Below are 18,841 nucleotides of genomic sequence, written 5' to 3'. Positions count from 1 at the left end.
ACCCGCCAGCCCGTGCGGCTGCCGAACCGGCCAGACCGCGCGCCTCCGCGCTCAAGCCCGCTGCGGCTCGGACGGCGACGGCCCCGGACAAAACCTCCACCCCAGCTGCAAGTGCATCCAGCGCGACCGCCGCGCCCGACCGGCGCCTGTACATCAACGTCGGCCTCTTCGCCGAACCCGCCAATGCGCGCCGCGCCCATGCCCGGCTGCGGGAGGCCGGGTTGCCAGCCACGTCGCAGCCCGTCACCACCTCGGGCGGGCAGAAGCTGCTGCGCGTGCGGGTGGGTCCGTTCGCCTCCGCGTCGCAAGCCAACGCCGCGGCGGCCAAGGTGCGCGACCTGGGCCTGGATGCTTCAGCGGCGGCGCTCCCCGCGCCGGCGCGGAATTGACCCTTCGGCCCCCCTGGCCGCGGGGACGGCGCGGGGACCGCTGCCGAGTTACCACTGGTGACCCTGCCGCCAGCACCCTGCGCTAAGGTGTGCTCCTTTCATTCACCAACGACATCGCTTTCCACCATGTCCCAACGCTCACTGACGGCCTTCGCCCTCATCGCCGCCGCCCTGCTGGCCGCCGGCTGCACCACCAACGCCCCCTGGGGCAGCGCCACGCCAGGCACCACCAGCAGCACGGGCGCGCCCGCGGGCGGCATCTGCAGCGGCCCACCCGCACAGGTGGTGGTCGGCCAGAACAGCACGGCCAAGGTGGTGGAAGACGCCCGGGTGCGCTCCGGCGCGCAGATGGCCCGCGTGCTGCGCCCCGACCAGATCGTGACCAAGGAGTTCGACGCCACCCGCCTGAACCTGCAGGTGGACGCCAACGGCCGCATCGTCGCGGCGCGCTGCGGCTGACGACCGGCACCCGGTGGGCTCGGCCGGTGGTGGCGGTCCAGGCGCCGGAGCGCCCGCCCGTCAGTCGGCCAGAAAGAGCGCCTGCAGGTCGCTCAGGAAATCGAAGCCCCGCTCGGTCGGGCGCACGCGCGCCATGTCGCGCTCGATCAGGCCCTTGCGCTCAGCCTCGTCCAGCGCCTTGGCAATCGCGGTCAACGGCAGGCCCGTGCGCGCCATGAAGTCCTGCAGCGCAAACCCCTCGCGCAGGCGCAGCGCGTTGAGCATGTATTCGAACGGCAGGTCGGCCCGGCGCACCTCGTCGTCCTGCGCCACCGCATGGCCTGCCAGCGCGTGGTCCATGTACCGTCCGGGGTCCCGAAAGCGCACCTGCCGCACCACGCGGTGCGCGAAGCTGATCTTGCTGTGCGCGCCCGCGCCGATGCCCAGGTAGTCGCCGAACTGCCAGTAGTTGGTGTTGTGGAAGCAGCCGTGGCCCTCGCGCGCATAGGCCGAGATTTCATAGCGCTGCAGCCCGGCCTGCGCCGTCATCTCGGTAATGCGGTCCAGCATGGCGTAGGCCTGGTCGTCCTCGGGCACCACGGGCGGAAACTTGGCGAACACCGTGTTGGGCTCGATGGTCAGGTGGTAGATCGAGATGTGCGGCGGCCCCAGCGCCAACGCGGTGCGCATGTCCTGCTCCAGATCGGCGAGCGTCTGGCCCGGCAGGGCGTACATGATGTCGAGATTGAAGGTCTCGAACGACTGCGCCGCCTCTTCCACCGCGGCCATGGCCTGGGCACCGTCGTGCACCCGCCCCAGCGCCTTCAGGAAACGGTCGTCGAAGCTCTGCACGCCGATCGACAGCCGCGTCACCCCAGCCGCGCGGTATGCCCGAAAGCGGTCCTTCTCGAACGTGCCGGGATTGGCCTCCATCGTGATCTCGCAGTCCGCCTCCAGGCGCAGCCGAGCGCGCAGGCCGCCGATCAACTGGTCGATGGCGGCGGGCGAGAACAAGCTGGGCGTGCCACCGCCGATGAAGATGCTGTGCACCGTCCGGCCCCAGATCAGCGGCAGCGCCGCCTCCAGGTCGGCCATCAAGGCGTCCAGGTAGCGCTGCTCGGGCAGGGCCTGCGCACCGCCGCCCTCGCGGTATTCGTGCGAGTTGAAATCGCAGTAGGGGCACTTTTTCAGGCACCAGGGCAGGTGCACGTACAGCGACAGCGGCGGCAGCGTGCCCAGCTGCAGCACGCCCGGCCGCATGGAATGCTGCACGTCGCGCACGGGCGCCGGCGCGGCCTCGGCCGAGGCCTCGGGAACGATGGGAATGGAAAGGGACACGGCCAGGAATCTCCGAAAGGCGCCAGCGCCTCAGAACCAGCGCTCGCGCATCAGCGCCAGCATCTGCTGTGCCGACCGGCCCCGGTGGCTGTGGGCGTTCTTCACCTCCGTCGGCAGCTCGGCGAAGGTCTTGCCGAACTCGGGCACGACCATGATCGGATCGAATCCGAAGCCCTGGCTGCCACGCGGCTCGCGCGCGATCTCGCCCACGACCCGGCCCACGGCGATGAGCGGCTCCGGGTCCTCGGGCGTGCGCACCGCCACCAGGGTGCTCACCATCGCCGCGCGGCGCTGGTCGATGCCCTGCATCTGCTCCAGCAGCGCGCGCACGTTGTTCGCGTCGCCCTTGTCGTAGCCGAATCGGGTCGCGTAATACGCCGTGTCCACGCCCGGCAATCCACCGAAGGCATCGACACACAGGCCGGCGTCATCGGCCAGCGCCGGCAGTCCCGTGTGCTGGGCGGCAAAGCGCGCCTTGGCCAGCGCGTTCTCTACGAAGGTCCGAAAGGGCTCGGCCGCCTCGCCGACGCCCAGGTCCGCCTGGCGCACGAGCACCACGCCGAGCGGCGCCAGCAGCGTCTGCAGTTCGGCCAGCTTGCCGTGGTTGTTGGATGCGAGTACGAGTTTCATGGTCAAAATGGCTTCCAGCGCATATTCATCTAGGGCATACTGCTACAAATTTAATAGCAAATGCGATTTCCATCGGTGCAAAGGGGTCGTCCAGGGACGGCCAAGGCCGCGTTCGCTATCGCTATCCGTTGCGCAGCGCTTGCTGCTGAAGCGCCACCAGTTCGGCCACGCCCTTTTCGGCCAACGACAGCAGGCGGTCCATCTCCTGGCGGGTGAACGCCACGCCTTCGGCGGTGCCCTGCACCTCCACGAAGTGGCCGGCGCCGGTCATCACCACGTTCATGTCGGTGTCGCAGGCCACGTCTTCCACGTACTCCAGATCGAGCAGCGGCGTGCCTTCCACGATGCCGACCGAGATGGCTGCCAGCGGGGCCGTGATGGGCGATTCGGCCAGCTTGCCGCGCGCGATCAGATGGGCCACCGCATCCTGCGCCGCGACCCAGGCACCGGTGATGGCCGCCGTGCGCGTGCCGCCGTCGGCCTGGATGACGTCGCAGTCCAGTTGCAGGGTGCGCTCGCCCAGGCGCTGGAGATCGAACACGGCCCGCAGGCTGCGGCCGATCAGGCGCTGGATCTCCTGCGTGCGGCCGTTCTGCTTGCCGCGGGCCGCCTCGCGGTCGCTGCGGGTGTGGGTGGACCGGGGCAGCATGCCGTACTCGGCCGTCACCCAGCCCTCGCCGCTGCCGCGCTTGTGGGGCGGCACGCGCTCTTCCACCGACGCGGTGCACAGCACCTTGGTGTTGCCGAACTCGATGAGCACCGAGCCTTCGGCGTGCATGGTGTAGCGGCGGGTGATGCGCACCGGGCGCAACTGGTCGGCGGCACGGCCGCCCGGGCGGGTGAAAGAGGTCATGGAATGGAGTCCGGTAGGAAACGAAAACAGGACGGCGAAAACAGAACGGTCACCCGGCAGGCGCCGCTTCAGGCCAAGCGCCGGGCGGAGCGAGCGTTCAGGCCTTGCGTGCGGCCGAACGGCGGATGGCCTCGTTGATCTCGGCAATGGAGCGTTCGATGGCCTCGTCGTCCAGGTCATCGTCCACCATGTCGAGCGGCCCGGCCTGGATCGTGGAGGAAAACCCGTCGTCGCTGATGCTGTCGGTCGAAATGCCCTGGGTGGATTCGAACGCATCGGGCGTTTCCCACTCCAGCGCCACCACGGTCACGTTGTCGCTGGTGTCGCCGGCCTTGCGCAGCGCGTCTTCGACCAGGTCGGGTACCGACTGCGAGACCGGCAGGCGGCTCAGCTGGCGGGCGATGGTCTCGTCGTCCAGCGTGCCCCACAGGCCGTCGGAGCACAGCAGGATGCGGTCGCCCTGCTCCAGGGCCACCGGGCCGGTGATGTCGTAGATGGGCTTGGTCGGCGATCCCAGGCAGGTGAACAGCACATTGCGGTTCACCCGTTCGATGCCCTGCAGCGGCATGTTGCGCAGCTCCAGGTACGAGTGGTCGCGTGTGCGCGTGAACAGCTCGCCCCCCCGCACCATGTACAGGCGCGAGTCGCCGCAGTGGATCCAGCTGGCAGAGCCCTCCTGCACCACCGCCACGACCAGCGTGGTGCGGGGCGTGTCCAGCATGCCGCGGTCGGCCGCGTAGCGAAGGATCTGGTGGTGTGCGGCCAGCAGCGCGTCGGCCAGAAATCCGTGCACGTCTTCCAGCGTGGGCTTGGCGTGCCGCTGGAACGCGGCGGACACCGTCTGCAGCGCCAGTTGCGCCGCCACCTCGCCCTCCGGGTGGCCGCCCATGCCGTCCGCCAGCACGAACAGGCTGGACTCCCGCGTGTAGCAGTAGCCCATGCGGTCTTCATTGGTTTCGCGGCCGCCCCGACGGCTGACCTGGAAGACGGAGAATTTCATTTCGGCTTCGCCCCCATTCGCGTGGCCTCGCCCACCTTCTGCACATTCTTCTTGGTATCGGACACCAGCGTATCGAGCTGCAGGCGCATCTTCTCGCCCACGGACAGCTTGGTGTAGCGCCGCTCGCCCTCGCGGCTCAGTTCCTTTTGCAAGGCGAACACCGACTGGGGCCGCGACAGCGGGTCGAGCGCCATGCACCATTCGACCACCTCGATCAGGTTGTCGGAGTAAACGCCGCGCAGCTTGGTCAGCGCCAGCGACAGGCGGTCCTTGTCGGAGCGCTGCGGCGCCTCGTTGGGCGGGAATCCCTGCATGCAGGCGTAGATGCAGGCGCCGATCGCGTAGATGTCGGTCCAGGGGCCCATCGACGAATCGCGGCGGTACATCTCGGGCGCCGCGAAGCCGGGCGTGTACATCGGGCGGATGAAGTTGCCCTCCTTCGAGAGCACCTCGCGCGCCGCGCCGAAGTCGATCATCACCGCCTTGTTGTCGTCGGTGATGAAGATGTTGGCCGGCTTGATGTCGAGGTGCAGCATCTTGTGCTGGTGCACGATGCGCAGGCCGCGCAACACCTCGTCAAACAGCGAGCGGATCGTGGACTCGCGGAACACCTTCTGCGTTTTGAGGTCGCGCGCGGTGATGATGAAGTCCTGCAGGGTGGCCCCTTCCAGGTAGTTCATCACCATGTAGACGGTTTCGTTTTCCCGGAAGAAATTGAGCACGCTCACCACCGAGGCGTGCGAGATCTGCGCCAGGGCCCGGCCTTCCTCGAAGAAACTCTTGAGGCCCAGGCGGTACAGCGACAGCTTTTCGGGAGGCACCTTGGGCAGCAACTCGCCCGGGCCGCGGGTGGCCAGGGAAGACGGCAGATATTCCTTGATGGCGACCTGCTGGCCGTCCGGGTCGATGGCCAGATACACCACGCCGAAGCCGCCGGAGGAGAGCCGGCGCACCACGCGGTAGCCACCAATCGTGGTGTCGGGCGGCAGGGGGGCCGGCTTGATTTTTGACATATTTTGCGAAGAAACCTCGGGCACGAATCGGAACCCGGATAATCGCCGGATCGCAAGCAACCACCGAAAAGTCCAATGGCAGTTTACAGCATGACCGGATACGCCAGCGCACAGCAAAGTGCATCCGCGGGAGGGGGCGAAACCGATGGCCGCACCCGCCGCCTGGGGCTGGAGATCCGGTCCGTCAACAGCCGTTTCCTGGATCTGTCGTTCCGCCTGCCCGACGAGCTACGCGCTCAGGAGCCGGTGCTGCGCAGCCTGCTCACCGCCCGCCTCAAGCGGGGCAAGGTCGAAGTCCGCGCCTCCATCGAGAACGAAGACACCACCGCCCTGCCCGACCCGGCACCCCGCCTGCTGCAACGGCTGAACTCCGCGCAGGACGCCGTGCGCGCCTGGCTGCCCGACGCGGCCCCCTTGAGCGTCGCCGACGCCCTGCGCCTGTGCGCGAATGCCGGCTCCGCCCAGGACGACTGGAGCGATGCCGTCCCGGCCCTGGCCGAAAAAAGCGCTGAAAGATCTCCTCCAAGCCCGCGAACGCGAAGGCAAGCGCCTGTCGGCCATGCTGCAGGACCGGCTCGAACAACTGCGCGCCCTGGCCCACCAGGCCACGCCGCTGATTCCCAAGCTGGTGGAGCAGCAGCGCCAGCGCTTCATGGAACGCTGGAAGGAGGCCATGGCCCTGGCCGACAACGCCACGCTGCCCGAAGCCGCTCAGGACCGCGCCCTGACCGAGGCCACCGCCTTCGCCATCCGCATCGACGTCGCGGAAGAGATCACCCGGCTGGATTCGCACCTGGACGAGATCGAACGCCTGCTCAAGAAAGGCGGTGAAGTGGGCAAACGCCTGGACTTTCTCATCCAGGAACTGCACCGCGAAGCCAACACGCTCGGCTCCAAATCTGCCGCCATGGAACTCACGCGCATCAGCGTGGACATGAAGGTCCTGATCGAGCAGATGCGCGAGCAGGTCCAGAACATCGAGTGAGCGATAATCCTGTTTTGATAGCAGCCAGCACCTATCCCGCATGGACTACCCTGGAAATCTATTCGTAGTGGCAGCGCCCAGCGGCGCGGGCAAGTCGAGCCTGGTCAAGGCGTTGCTGGAGCTGGACTCCCATGTGCAGCCTTCGGTCTCGCACACCACCCGGGCACCACGCGGGCAGGAAAAGCACGGCCGCGAATACTTCTTCACCTCGGAGCAGGAATTCGACGCCATGGTTGCCTCGGACGGCTTCGTGGAGTGGGCCCACGTGCACGGCCGCCGCTATGGCACATCCCGCAAGGCCATCGAGGAGCGCATCGCGCAAGGCGCCGATGTGGTCCTGGAAATCGACTTCCAGGGCGCCATCCAGGTCAAGCAGGCCTTTGCGAATGCCGTCCTCATCTTCATACTCCCCCCCAGTTGGGAAGAACTGAGATCCCGCCTGGAACGCCGCGGCGAAGACGCCCCGGACGTGATCGAGGTCCGGCTGAAGAATGCCGCCCAGGAAATGGAACAGGCCTACAAATTCGACTTCGTTATAATCAACGAACTCTTTGAGCGTGCGCTTTTCGACCTGAAAACCATCGTCCACGCTCAGCGGCTGAAGTATGCGGCGCAGCGCCGTGCACGGGCCGATACGTTCGAATCCCTCAATATCACCTGATCCTTCTGGAGAAGACGCATGGCCCGCATTACCGTTGAAGACTGCCTCGAGCACATCCCCAACCGCTTTCAACTCGTGCTGGCAGCCACGTACCGCGCCCGCATGCTGAGCCAAGGCCATGCCCCCAAGATCGAAAGCCGCAACAAGCCTGCGGTGACCGCCTTGCGCGAAATCGCCGAAGGCAAGGTCGGTCTGGAGATGCTGAAGAAGGTCCCGGGCTGACGCGCCCAGGTCTGCTGCTGCAGCCCAATAGCACCGCTTTGCGGTGCTTTTTTTTGGCCAAAAACCACGATCTCCCCAGCAAGCTACATTAAAGGGATGAATGCGGTCTTGAATAAACCATCTGCCCAAGACCCGCGCCCCGGCGAAAGCGGGGCGGCGGGAGGCACGTCCGCAGCAGCCGCCAACGCAGCAGCGGCCAGTTTTGCGGCCCTCACGGAGAACCTCGGCTACCTCGACGCAGCCAGCATCGAACAGGTGCGGCAGGCTTACCGCTTTGCCGACGAAGCCCACCTGGGGCAGTTGCGCAACAGCGGCGAGCCCTACATCACCCACCCCATCGCAGTAGCGGCCCAGTGCGCCACCTGGAAGCTGGATGGCCAGGCGCTGATGGCGGCACTGCTGCACGACGCCATGGAAGATTGCGGCGTTACCAAGTCCGATCTCATCGATCGCTTCGGCCTGCCGGTGGCCGAATTGGTGGATGGACTCACCAAACTCGACAAGCTGCAGTTCAACACCCGCGAAGAGAACCAGGCCGAGTCCTTCCGCAAGATGCTGTTGGCAATGGCCCGCGATGTACGGGTCATTCTGATCAAGCTGGCCGACCGCACGCACAACATGCGCACGCTCTCGGACATGCCGCGCAGCAAATGGGGCCGCATTTCTTCCGAAACCCTCGAGATCTATGCCCCCATCGCCCACCGGCTCGGGCTGAACCAGACCTACCGGGAGTTGCAGGATCTGTCATTCCGGCATCTCCACCCCTGGCGCTACGCGACCCTGTCCAAGGCAGTGAATAAATCACGCAACCGGCGGCGCGATATTGTGCAGCGGGTTCAAACCGAGGTCGACACCGCGTTTTCGAAGCTGGGCATGAAAGCCCGCCTCGCAGGCCGCGAGAAAACGCTCTATGCCATCTACCAGAAGATGGACACCAAGCACCTCAGTTTTGCCCAGGTCACAGACATCTACGGCTTTCGCGTGATCGTGCCGACCGTGGTCGATTGCTACACGGCACTGGGCGTGCTGCATCAGATGTACAAGCCTGTTCCTGGGCGGTTCAAGGACCACATCGCCATTGCCAAGCTCAACGGCTACCAGTCGCTGCACACCACCTTGGTCGGCCCTTCCGGGGTCAACATCGAATTCCAGATGCGTACCGAGGAAATGCACGTGGTGGCGGAAGCCGGCGTGGCCGCCCATTGGCTGTACAAAGCACAGGATGCCGATGGATCGGCCGCGGAGCGCCTTGGCACCAAGTGGCTCCAGTCGCTGCTCGACATTCAGAACGAAACACGGGATGCAGCGGAGTTCTGGGACCATGTGAAGGTCGACCTGTTCCCCGATGCGGTCTATGTCTTCACCCCCAAGAGCCAGATCATGGCACTGCCACGGGGCGCCACGGTGGTCGATTTCGCCTATGCCATCCACAGCAATGTGGGTGACCGCACCACGGCCGCCAAGATCAACAATGAGCAGGTCCCCTTGCGGACCGAGCTCAAGAACGGCGATGTGGTGGAGATCATCACGGCGCCGGTGTCCACACCCAATCCCGCCTGGCTGGGCTTCGTGCGCACGGGCCGCGCACGCTCGAAGATTCGCCACTACCTCAAAACGCTGGCCCATACTGAATCAGCGGGATTGGGAGAGAAGCTGCTGACCCAGGCCCTGAGAGCCGAGGGGCTGGAACGCCTGCCGACTGAGTCGGAGAACCAGGCACTGTGGGACAAGCTGCTCCGCTTCACAGGCAATCGAACACGCAATGAACTCATGACCGACATCGGTCTGGGCAAACGCATCGCGGGCATCGTGGCGAAACGACTCATGGTGCTGATGACGGAGCATGGACACCGGCCCGATGCCCTGTTGCTGACCCGTGAAAGGTATTCATCCCACGAAACCCTGTCGCAAGGTGGCGTGACTTTGGACGGCAGCGAGAACGCATCCGTTCAATACGCGAATTGCTGCCGCCCGGTACCGGGAGACCCCATCGTAGGCTACCTGGGGCGCGGTGAAGGGCTGGTGGTTCATAACGCCCAATGCAGCGTGGCGAAAAAGCTTCAGCACAAGGACAGCGAGCGCTTTATCGCGGTGGACTGGGCCGATGAGCCCACGCGCATGTTCGAAACCGGCATCGTTGTGACCGTGGCCAACGGCAAGGGCGTCTTGGCACGCATCGCCGCCGAACTGGCGAGCTCCGAAGCGGACATCGTTCACGTCGACATGGATGACGAAGCCGCCATGGACACGACCGATTTGCGTTTTGTCATCGCTGCACGAGACCAGTCACACGTCGAGGCCTCCTTGCGCAATTTGCGCCGAACGCCCGCAGTGCTTCGCGCCTTCCGCGTGCTGCCCCAGGGGTGAGGCAGGCACCTTGCTCCCTATGCCACCGGTTGGGGATAGCGGACGTCCAAAACCTCCAGCGTCCGCGTGCCACCTGGCGTGGCCAACTGAACCTGATCCCCTTCGCGGGCCTTCAGTAAGGCCCGAGCCACCGGCGACACCCAACTGACTTGCGCCAGGCCCGTCTCGACTTCATCGATTCCCAGGATCGTGATGGTGCGCTCGACGCCTTCATCGTCCGCATAGTGGACCGTGGCACCAAAGAACACCTGATCACTTCCGGCGTGAATGGCGGGATCGACCACCTCGGCAATTTCGAGTCGTTTGGTCAGGAACCGAATCCTGCGATCAATTTCGCGCAGGCGTTTCTTGCCATACAGGTAGTCCCCGTTCTCCGAACGGTCCCCATTGCTTGCAGCCCAATGAACCACTTCAACGATCTTGGGCCGCTCGTTGTCGATGAGATCCAGTAGTTCATCGCGCAGCCTGGCGTAACCGGAAGGGGTGATGTAGTTCTTGCTACCCGCAGGAAGGGGTGCTGGGGAAAAATCTTCGTCATCGGACTGATCCGATTCTTTGGTGAATGCCTTGCTCATGGGCGCATTTTGATGCAGAGAGCATTCGAATCCCCAACGGAAAAAGCCCTAGAACATCACTGTTCTAGGGCTTACCGTTTGGTGCGGCTGGCAGGAATCGAACCCACGACCCCTTGGTTCGTAGCCAAGTACTCTATCCAGCTGAGCTACAGCCGCTAAGCTTTGAATTATAGCATGTTTTCAACGCCATCATTCAATTCTTGTTTTGATTTTTACGCGAACTCTGTGACGAACTTCGCAATCAAGCAAGACTTAAATTCTAACCCATCTTTTGATGGCTGCTTGGCTTCGTTTGCAGAAAACGCAGGCATCTCAACTCTCATGTCCACGCAGTGCACCTGAACAGGCACGCGAGGAATGGCCATGAACAGCAATCAAGCCCGTTGAACTGGTAGGGCGTGAGGGACTTGAACCCGCGACCAAAGGATTATGAGTCCTCTGCTCTAACCAACTGAGCTAACGCCCCCCGCGCCAATTGTATGTGCTTACTTGCGGTAACTCAGCGCGTTGGAAACCAGCTTGGAAGTGATGTCCACGATCTGGATCATCCGGTCGTACGGCATTCGGGTGGGCCCGATGACCCCCAGTGTGCCTACGACTTGCCCGTCTACTTCATATGGAGAGGTGACTACCGAAAGCTCCTCAAAAGGGACGATCTGGCTCTCTCCCCCAATGAAGATGCGTACGCCATCTGCACGGTTGGAAACATCGAGCAAACGCAGGATCTGCGTCTTCTGTTCGAACAGGTCGAAAGCACGCCGCAGGTTGCCCATGTCGTTGGAAAAATCACTGACTGCCAGCAGGTTGCGCTCGCCGGAAATCACCACATTGTCCTGAGACTCCGCCATCGCTTCGGACCCGACGTTGACAGCCGCCTGCATCAGCGAGCCGATTTCCTCCCGCAGCTGATCCACCTCCGTCTTCAAGCGCTCGCGCACTTGGTCCATGTCCATTCCGGAATAGTGGCTGTTCAGGAAATTGGCCGCTTCTACCAGATGCGATTGCGAGTAGTCCACATCGGTGAAGATCACGCGGTTCTGCACGTCTCCTTCAGGGGAGACGATGATGACCAGAAGCCGCTTTTCGGACAATCTCAAGAATTCGATGTGCCGGAACACCGAGGCACGCCGGGGCGCCATGACAACGCCCACGAACTGGGACAGGCTGGACAACAAATGCGCCGCGTTGGCAATCACCTTTTGCGGTTGCTCTGCAGCCAGCTGCGGCGAATACAGCTGTTCGCGCTGCACTGTCAACATGGTGTCAACGAACATGCGATACCCTTTGGCCGTCGGAATTCGGCCGGCAGACGTGTGCGGGCTTGCGATCAGTCCGATCTCTTCGAGATCGGCCATCACGTTACGAATGGTGGCGGGAGAGAGGTCGAGACCGGACGCGCGCGACAGCGTACGCGAACCCACGGGTTGGCCATCGGCTATGTAGCGCTCTACGAGCGCCTTCAGCAACAACTTGGCACGGTCATCAAGCATTGAATCATTTTACTTATCTGAGGCCCACGCCCCCGACTGGCCACGGCCCTCATGGCGATGGATGTGGTACCGCAAAGTGCCTACAGGCACCCCCAGCATATCGGCCAAGACAGCTTGCGTATACCAGCCACTCCGCCAAGCCTGAACCGCCTGAGCCACCTCATCCCTCGAGACCTGGGCCCGCCGGCCCCAAGTCTTACCAGCAGCACGAGCCGCACGCTGACCAGCAACACAGCGCTCCCTAATCACCTCCCGCTCAAACTCAGCAAACACAGCCATCAGGTGCAGGTACATGCGACCCTGAGGAGTGACTGTCTCAAATGCTTCAGTGAGACTCCGGAAAGCCACACCACGCGCCTTGAGCATATCGAACATGGCGACAAAGTGAGCGATAGACCGAGCCAGCCTATCCAGCTTGTACACCACCAGCACATCACCCGACCGCAGACCAGCTAGACACTGCTCCCACACGGGCCTATGACGCACTGCACTTGCCTGCTCCTCATAGACCACAGCGACACCAGCAGCGCGCAAGGCCGCCAACTGCATGACTGTCTCCTGTTCCCGAGTGGACACTCTCGCATAGCCGACCAGCCTCCCCATCGTCAATCCCTCCAAATCAGACCCTGCCTTTTCCAATCCCGATTTGCCGCAGCCCACCGCAGCATCGACCGGACCACTTCGGCCTTCGTGCAGCCGTAAAACGATGCTATGTCGGCGATGGTGGCACCCATCTTGGGAGACACAGACACATCCAGCCGCTCATGCTGGGACCGATGCACCGCCACTCTGGCAGCACTGGTGTTTCCGGTAACGTTCTCGCGTTTTTGCACGGTGCTACCCATGGTGCCCCCCTACTGGCTCAGGGCCTATATCGGCCTCCCCGGGCTCTGAATACAGCATCCAGAATTTGCCAAATTGCCCCACGCGATGGCGCACGATGCGATGACCATCCGGCAGACCGAAAGCCACCTGCACCAAGTCAGCCAGCGACATTTCAGGCATATCAAACACCACCGGCTTTGCTACATCAATGCCTTGCGTGCTGCCCCATTTGTTGCGGCCGGCCGGACCTGTCGCGTGGTCTTCCGTCAGGTACTTGGACACGTAGCCAGCCAGCTTGGCCAAGGACTCCGACGACCGGTACTTACCGGGCAAACCGTGCCGTGTTTTGCGATGACCATCCACGTCAATGTTGCCGTTATCACGGCCGACGATGGATCGCCACATGCGACGCAAATAGTCCCAAGAGCGCACACGCCCTTCCCCGGCAATATCCAGGTGAGTCGGCAGCTTGTCTATGGCGGCATGGACATGCCAAACGCCACGACCCTGTTTCTCGAAAGCGTAGATTGCGCGAAAGCCGGGGATCGCCTTACGCAGCTTGCGCAACATGGCCGCCCAGTCCCGGCGCATCTTGTCAAAGTCCCTCTGGTCCTCGCGGTACGTGCACGTGAGCAACGAGGACACCGCAGCAGACTTGATCTTGTGCCGACACGTGCGCTTAGCCCGTGCCGCGCTACGCTCGAGGCCCAGCAATCGCTGGCGCTCCAGGCGGGCTTTTTCCTCCTCCGTACCAGACTGATCGAGGTCCGGGCCGGCATGGACTTCGGGGTTGTCGTAGTCATCCAACGGCACATAGATTTTGCGGCGCCACGCCATCAACTCGCGTTGCCCCGTGGCCTCGCAGTGCCAATCCTTGACCTTCCAACCCTGCTCGAACACTTGACAGTAAACGCCCTTGTGCACTACATATCGTTCCACGGCAAAGACCCTTCCTTTGTTGTCACGAGGCCCGATGCGTTGACGCGCATGCGGGCTTCACCTTTTTCAGAACCACAAATCAATGCGCCCACCGCGCTTGTGGCGGTACTGCCAGTGCCACAACTGATCGAGGTAGCACCACTGCCCATCCGGCCACTCCCAGACCAGCAGGGGGCACAAGCCCAACCCCTGCAAACGACTCCCAACCGGCCTGCGGCCGGGGGGTACGTACACGTGGATTTCTTGCATGGTCGAGATATGTCTTATTGATAAATCTAGGGCCGGCCTGCGGCCGGCCCCGGGGGCGCGCTACGCACACCCCCAGGGCCCTCCGCAGCCGCCCATCCGCACTGCGGCGCACATGGCCATGTAGGCCACCGCGATGACAATCACCACGTGCTCAGACATTGGGCACCTCCCGCAGCAGTCGCCCTACCGCCCACCAGACGACGAGCGCGCCTAGTGCCCACACAATCAAAAACACTGTCATGGCTGACCCCTTATTGAGCAGCCGCGCGTGCGGCCAATTGCGCTTGATCCATATGCCGCAGCACCACCCTGGCCCAGCGAACGCGTTCATGCGGGGGGAGCTGGCGGCATAGCTCCAGGGCGCGGCGGTACTGCTGGGGGACCGGGTACACCGGCAGCGGCCGCGATGGCGGGTTTCGGCGGAACAGGCGGGCGAGGAAGGACCGGCGTTCGACAGGCGCGTCATGCCGGCCTTTGACATGCCAACCGCTCAAGTAGCTGTACGGCCCCATGTAGGGCTCGGCTGCAAAGCCGGCGTCACTGGGAGCGCGTGCCCAGTCGCGGAACACCTGCAACGTGTCATAGGCATCGTGCAGGTGCGTGCCTTTGTACATTTCGCGGTCAATGATGATGCCGGGCACATCGGACATGGTGATCTGCGCGACGTGCAGCTTCGGGAGCCGGCCACGCTTGCCCAAAAAGTCGCCCACGATGGGCAGTTTCATTTTGTCGAGGCGGATGCACTTGACGACGTACTCAGCCAGACCGACCCGGACTTGCTTGTCGATCATTTCGAGGTTTTGCACGATCAAGTAGGCATCCCAGCCATGTTTGCGCGCGTGGATCAACCAGTCCAACAAGGCCGCACGTTCCGGACCGCCAAAGGTCCGGCTGTTAAGCCAACTGCCCAGCTCATCCAGGACCAGCACGCCATTGCGGTCTTCGTCGTGCCGGGCGTCCGGGTTACCGTGGCCTATGTCCGTCAAATCCTTCGCGGTAGGCTTGTCGGGCAGGCGAGTGGCCGTCATGCGGCTGGACGAACTGACCAGGTGCTCCATTCGCAAATCGAAATTGGTCGCCACACGTTTACCTTCGAGCAGCGCCTCGCGCATCTTGCCGACTGCATACTTGCCCTTGCCGGTGCCGAGCTTGCCGGTGACGATGTAGACGGGCATGGCTCAAGCCTTGAGGGTGATGTAGAGCAAATCGCGTTGCCACGTGTACACGGTGCAGGCAGTCCATACCGTGACATACGTGCTGATGCAGGCGGGGGCAATCGGGGGGATGGCCATCTGCATGGCCTGCAAAAATATCTGCGGGAGACCCCCGGTGACATTGGCAGTGGACGCAAGCGCCGCGCGCATGACCACGTACAGGCCCAACGTGAGCGCCGAGTAGGTCACAGCCGCGGCGACACCAAACGAGACCTTTCGGGTGAGGTACTGCCCCAACCACGCGGCGAGACCAGAGAAAAGGGTCGTCAGTAAACCGCCAAGCACTGGCATACATCAATCCTTCGACGCTGTAGTTACACGAAAGACCATCGAGAGGGTGGCGATGAAGGTCATCGCCGCCCACATGAAACTCATCACAGCTTCGACGTAGGGCATGATCCGGCACACATCAATCTGTATCGGGACACCAGCCCCGACAGGCAGAGTCCCCAAATCCCACGGTGCGCACGAACCGTGCTGCAACCAGCTGGGCACGATGCCCCAGCTAGTGTCCTTATCGGAGGTGGACTTGACGCCATCGAGCATTTCTCTCCGCTTGGCATCGATCTCATCCAAACGCCCGTCAGCCTTCTCATAAGCGCTATTGCCCTCAGGCGTCCCGGTCTCGTCAATCTGACATTTGGACTGACCGGGTGCACCGCAGGCCGCTTGCTCCTTACCCTCAGCCGGCTTGTCCGTAGTGCCATTGGGCGCACCGGCCCCAGGCTTAGTACCCGTACCACCAGCCGCAGCACCCGCGGGACCACCAAGATTGCCACCATTACCGGCAGTAGGAGTCCGCCCAACGCCACCAGTACCAGAGCCCTCCCCAGAACTGGGCTTCGCGCCGGCCGTAGGGTTGCCCTTGTCGTCAGTCTGCTTGCCAGGAGGGCCAAACGGCTCGACACCCGTCGCGTCAGGAGTCACCGCGCAGTAGGGCTTACCGTTTAGCTCGCCGAGCTGACCGGGGCACGGCTTATCGGGCGTGTTTGGGTTCCCCGCAGCCGCCTCATCAGTGGGAGTGCACGCCCCCTCGACCTGTATCACAGTCACGTCGCTGGAGAGGCGGTAGAGCCCCTGCGCAGAGGGCGTCTGAGAGCGATAAGACTCCTCGTTTCCGAGGACAGAGTAAGGGCACATATTCGGCCCACCGCACAACCTTTTGGGTACTGCCGCAGTGGCTCCAAGCTGGTCAGCCTTGTTAGGCAACGCAGATCGCGCCCAGCCACGGGTGACATTCATTGTGGATATCTGCCCGACACCATCGCGGCACTTGTCGCAATTCGTGTTGTCACGGCGGGCCAATTGATAAAGACTGAGCGCCGTACCACTATCCACAAGCCTGCACACACCCTCGCTCTGCACAGTGATGACGGTCGACGCGCTACCGTAACCGGGCACCGACTTGAGCGCAGCACAAGCCGCAGAGGTAGATGACTGCCAAGTCTTACCGTTATCGGCGGACCACTCAATACACGTCGCAGCATGGGCAAAGGCCGCGAGGACGCAGGCCGCAGCAGGAACAATGGCCTTACCACTGCGCCCGCGCAGCAGGCCGCACAGGCGCAGCAGAAAGGCCATGGTCAGGCCTTGCCAGCCAGGGACTTGATCCACTTGGCGCCGACGCGCCAGCCCACGCCAGCCAGCGACAGCGCGATCATGGCAGCGCCGCCAGCAGCGATGATCAACAGCAGCTTGGCAGCCGCATCAGCGATGCCGGACTCGGGCGTGGTGCCGGTGCTCTGCGCGAGCGCTGGGCCTGCGGTCAGCGCCATGGTTGCGACAACTGCCAGGGCATTGCGCGCCTTGGCAGACAGGGTGAGCAGCGGAGGCTGCGATTGCGTTTGCGTGTCCATGAGGACTCCTTTTCGATTGCCGGGTGCCTCCCGGCGCGGTCAGGCGGAAGAGCCTAATTTTTGGATGATTGATCGGTAGAGGCCGACTTTGTAGCCAGCCCAGTAGCACACGACGATGGCCGTCAGGTAGGCCAGCACCTCACCCTCAGTCATGACGTGCGCCCATCGCGGTAGCCCGCCCACGCTGCCCCCAGCAAGCCGAGCAGCATCAGCAAGTACCAAATGCGGCTCAGGTGGTCTTCCATGGACGGTCCCCCAGGAGTGGGCGGTCAGGAAACGGGCCGTCGCTGCGAAACGCAGGGCCATCAGTGGGCGCAGCGTGCATGCCGGACCAGAGGGCAGCAACAAGAATGAGGACAATCATGGAAACAACCTTTCAGGGAGCGGACATGGACGAGGTGATCAAGATGCTTGGCGAGATGGAGCGGTACTACCTGCGGCTAACCATCTGGTGGATCGCAGTCAGCGTGGTGGGCACGATCCTGAGCTTCTGGGCACTGTACTGGGTGGTGCGGGCAGGCGTGCGGGACGGCATCCGAGACGCAGCACCACGGAGGGCTGAGCGAGGGCACATCACCCAAGTAACCGGGCCGGACATGCGGGCTGACTAGCAGGGAGGGAGGCGGCACAGACTCCTCCAGAAAGCGGTGCTTTCCTCCGGACTCTGAGCCACCAGCGCCCAGGACCGGCAGCGGGGCGCCTGCGGCGGCAGTCCGGTTTATCAGCGACGAATGAGGCCAGGGCTGCGCGGGCGCCGTGCTGCGCGGGCCTGCGCCATGCTTGTCCCTGCGCCGCCCGTCGCCGCCGCCTTGCGTGGAGTCAGGGCGTGGCTGGCACCCGCGCGCTAGGCACCCCGCGCCCCTTGCCGTGGGGTACGTCGCGCGTGACAGGTCTTCCATGGGGCGCTGCCCCATACCCCGGCCGCGCAGAGGCGTGCCCCGCGTCCACAGCCAGCGCAGCGCACGGGCGAGCATGACAACGCACCACACGAGCAACGAGAGCAAAAGCAGCGCGATGGCCACGTGCACCGATACAGCGTGCATCCACTCAAACAACATGGTCAGGCACCGCCTTCGGTGCAGCGGGGGCAGCAGGCGCGCCGGGCTTGCGCACGTCGTAGGGCGTGAGGCCAGTCAGCACTGCGCCGATCTTACGGTCCTGCATACCAGCGCGAAAAGCGAACGAGGCCGTGTAGGTGCCGACCTTCGGGGCGTTGTCACCTATCATATCTTTGGCAAGCGGGAGGACGCCCACTTGCTCCAGTTCGCCGGCGTCAGACAGGAGCGCGCACTCGCAATCCTGCATTTCATAGGGCGGCCGGTTTTGGTGGACGTGCCTTTGCGCAGCTCGTTAACTTTGAGAATCTGGATGATGCTGGTGAATGCCATGGTGGTCTTTCGGTAGGTAGGCCAATTTGCGGCCAGTAGGAGCAGGAGCGCTCTTAGATGCCACCTTTGGAGGCATCGAGGAACGGCCGGACTGTTTAGCCCAGCTAAACACTTAGCGCAAAAAAAAAGAACCATGTGAGAAGGCCGTCGAGCAGCAGGAAAGCGACGAGAACGGTGAAAGGCGGAAAGTCCCTCATGACCGCACCACCTGAACAGACGAACAAGGAACCCACTGCTGGTCAGACGCGCCTTCGGGGACAACACCCCGATGCGATGCACGGACCGCAGGGAACCGCAGCAAGCAACGGCCGGTACGGACACGCTGCACAGTGGCCCGGTAGCCATGCCAGGACACGGTTAGCCCGCGCTTGACGAGCTTGTCGTTTAGGTCAAGGTTTGCCGTTGAGGC

20 protein-coding genes, 2 tRNA genes and 1 pseudogene are annotated in these 18,841 nt (G+C 63.4%); 7 read left to right on the top strand and 16 right to left on the bottom strand.

The window, feature by feature from the left end:
• Both AC27KI_RS04770 and AC27KI_RS04765 read left to right on the top strand, forming a co-directional pair.
• The coding region (locus AC27KI_RS04770; RefSeq protein ID WP_487112802.1) for an SPOR domain-containing protein at positions 1–389 on the top strand (389 nt) is incomplete at its 5' end.
• A gap of 126 nt (positions 390–515) precedes the next feature.
• Positions 516–848 carry an I78 family peptidase inhibitor gene (locus AC27KI_RS04765; protein WP_284429204.1) on the top strand — a complete coding sequence of 111 codons (333 nt, stop codon included), beginning with the start codon at positions 516–518 and terminating at the stop codon, positions 846–848.
• 60 nt (positions 849–908) lie between these two features.
• Here AC27KI_RS04765 and hemW read toward each other — a convergent pair whose 3' ends face one another.
• The 5 genes from hemW to AC27KI_RS04740 all read right to left on the bottom strand — a co-directional run bounded on the left by hemW (position 909) and on the right by AC27KI_RS04740 (position 5,661).
• On the bottom strand, positions 909–2,165 hold the full coding sequence (gene hemW, locus AC27KI_RS04760) for a radical SAM family heme chaperone HemW (RefSeq protein WP_487112800.1): 1,257 nt from the start codon (positions 2,163–2,165) through the stop codon (positions 909–911).
• Positions 2,166–2,195: 30 nt separating this feature from the next.
• The gene (gene rdgB, locus AC27KI_RS04755; protein ID WP_487112798.1) at positions 2,196–2,795 is read right to left on the bottom strand and encodes an RdgB/HAM1 family non-canonical purine NTP pyrophosphatase; all 600 of its coding nucleotides are present in this window, start codon (positions 2,793–2,795) and stop codon (positions 2,196–2,198) included.
• A 121-nt stretch (positions 2,796–2,916) separates the two neighbouring features.
• Positions 2,917–3,648, bottom strand: coding sequence for a ribonuclease PH (rph, locus tag AC27KI_RS04750; RefSeq protein WP_272564819.1), 732 nt, complete (start codon positions 3,646–3,648; stop codon positions 2,917–2,919).
• A 97-nt stretch (positions 3,649–3,745) separates the two neighbouring features.
• A complete protein-coding gene (locus tag AC27KI_RS04745; RefSeq protein ID WP_284424634.1) occupies positions 3,746–4,648 on the bottom strand; it encodes a PP2C family protein-serine/threonine phosphatase in 903 nt (300 codons plus the stop codon).
• Positions 4,645–5,661 (bottom strand): serine/threonine protein kinase, encoded by a 1,017-nt coding sequence (locus AC27KI_RS04740; RefSeq protein ID WP_272548837.1) that lies wholly within the window; start codon positions 5,659–5,661, stop codon positions 4,645–4,647. The genes AC27KI_RS04745 and AC27KI_RS04740 overlap by 4 nt, the downstream gene beginning before the upstream one ends.
• 90 nt (positions 5,662–5,751) lie before the next feature.
• Between AC27KI_RS04740 and AC27KI_RS04735 the strand changes: the two are divergent.
• From AC27KI_RS04735 to AC27KI_RS04720, 4 genes and pseudogenes are all read left to right on the top strand, one after another.
• Positions 5,752–6,646 (top strand): annotated as a pseudogene (locus AC27KI_RS04735) (YicC/YloC family endoribonuclease).
• 40 nt (positions 6,647–6,686) lie between these two features.
• Positions 6,687–7,307 (top strand): guanylate kinase, encoded by a 621-nt coding sequence (gene gmk / locus AC27KI_RS04730; RefSeq protein ID WP_284429207.1) that lies wholly within the window; start codon positions 6,687–6,689, stop codon positions 7,305–7,307.
• A gap of 18 nt (positions 7,308–7,325) precedes the next feature.
• Positions 7,326–7,529 (top strand): DNA-directed RNA polymerase subunit omega, encoded by a 204-nt coding sequence (gene rpoZ, locus AC27KI_RS04725; protein ID WP_272564822.1) that lies wholly within the window; start codon positions 7,326–7,328, stop codon positions 7,527–7,529.
• Positions 7,530–7,625: 96 nt separating this feature from the next.
• Positions 7,626–9,896, top strand: a complete 2,271-nt coding sequence (locus tag AC27KI_RS04720; RefSeq protein ID WP_284402680.1) for a RelA/SpoT family protein — start codon at positions 7,626–7,628, stop codon at positions 9,894–9,896.
• Positions 9,897–9,913: 17 nt separating this feature from the next.
• On the opposite strand, the gene greB is transcribed toward AC27KI_RS04720, so the two are convergent.
• The 10 genes from greB to AC27KI_RS04670 all read right to left on the bottom strand — a co-directional run bounded on the left by greB (position 9,914) and on the right by AC27KI_RS04670 (position 17,044).
• The gene (gene greB, locus AC27KI_RS04715; RefSeq protein WP_284407618.1) at positions 9,914–10,471 is read right to left on the bottom strand and encodes a transcription elongation factor GreB; all 558 of its coding nucleotides are present in this window, start codon (positions 10,469–10,471) and stop codon (positions 9,914–9,916) included.
• A 79-nt stretch (positions 10,472–10,550) separates the two neighbouring features.
• Positions 10,551–10,627 (bottom strand) — tRNA-Arg (locus AC27KI_RS04710).
• Between the two features lie 233 nt (positions 10,628–10,860).
• Positions 10,861–10,937, bottom strand: a tRNA-Ile gene (locus tag AC27KI_RS04705).
• Positions 10,938–10,956: 19 nt separating this feature from the next.
• Complete coding sequence (hrcA, locus tag AC27KI_RS04700) at positions 10,957–11,961, bottom strand: heat-inducible transcriptional repressor HrcA (protein ID WP_487112795.1); 1,005 nt, start codon at positions 11,959–11,961, stop codon at positions 10,957–10,959.
• Positions 11,962–11,970: 9 nt separating this feature from the next.
• Positions 11,971–12,564 (bottom strand): recombinase family protein, encoded by a 594-nt coding sequence (locus tag AC27KI_RS04695; RefSeq protein ID WP_487112793.1) that lies wholly within the window; start codon positions 12,562–12,564, stop codon positions 11,971–11,973.
• Between the two features lie 234 nt (positions 12,565–12,798).
• Positions 12,799–13,710 carry a rolling circle replication-associated protein gene (locus AC27KI_RS04690; protein ID WP_487112791.1) on the bottom strand — a complete coding sequence of 304 codons (912 nt, stop codon included), beginning with the start codon at positions 13,708–13,710 and terminating at the stop codon, positions 12,799–12,801.
• Between the two features lie 515 nt (positions 13,711–14,225).
• Positions 14,226–15,149, bottom strand: a complete 924-nt coding sequence (locus tag AC27KI_RS04685; protein ID WP_487112789.1) for a zonular occludens toxin domain-containing protein — start codon at positions 15,147–15,149, stop codon at positions 14,226–14,228.
• A gap of 3 nt (positions 15,150–15,152) precedes the next feature.
• The gene (locus AC27KI_RS04680) at positions 15,153–15,479 is read right to left on the bottom strand and encodes a DUF5455 family protein (protein ID WP_487112787.1); all 327 of its coding nucleotides are present in this window, start codon (positions 15,477–15,479) and stop codon (positions 15,153–15,155) included.
• A 3-nt stretch (positions 15,480–15,482) separates the two neighbouring features.
• Positions 15,483–16,769, bottom strand: a complete 1,287-nt coding sequence (locus AC27KI_RS04675) for a hypothetical protein (RefSeq protein WP_487112785.1) — start codon at positions 16,767–16,769, stop codon at positions 15,483–15,485.
• A gap of 2 nt (positions 16,770–16,771) precedes the next feature.
• A complete protein-coding gene (locus tag AC27KI_RS04670) occupies positions 16,772–17,044 on the bottom strand; it encodes a hypothetical protein (RefSeq protein ID WP_487112783.1) in 273 nt (90 codons plus the stop codon).
• Positions 17,045–17,433: 389 nt separating this feature from the next.
• Here AC27KI_RS04670 and AC27KI_RS04665 point away from each other — a divergent pair, with 389 nt between their 5' ends.
• Complete coding sequence (locus AC27KI_RS04665; RefSeq protein WP_487112781.1) at positions 17,434–17,655, top strand: hypothetical protein; 222 nt, start codon at positions 17,434–17,436, stop codon at positions 17,653–17,655.
• A gap of 436 nt (positions 17,656–18,091) precedes the next feature.
• Here the strand turns inward: AC27KI_RS04665 and AC27KI_RS04660 are convergent, their stop codons facing one another.
• Positions 18,092–18,271 (bottom strand): hypothetical protein, encoded by a 180-nt coding sequence (locus tag AC27KI_RS04660; RefSeq protein WP_487112779.1) that lies wholly within the window; start codon positions 18,269–18,271, stop codon positions 18,092–18,094.
• Between the last annotated feature and the right edge of the window lie 570 nt (positions 18,272–18,841).

The organism is Acidovorax sp. KPB24-03 (assembly GCF_057546605.1).
Note: the sequence above shows the minus strand (reverse complement) of the source record. Positions and strands in the feature narration are given on the sequence as shown.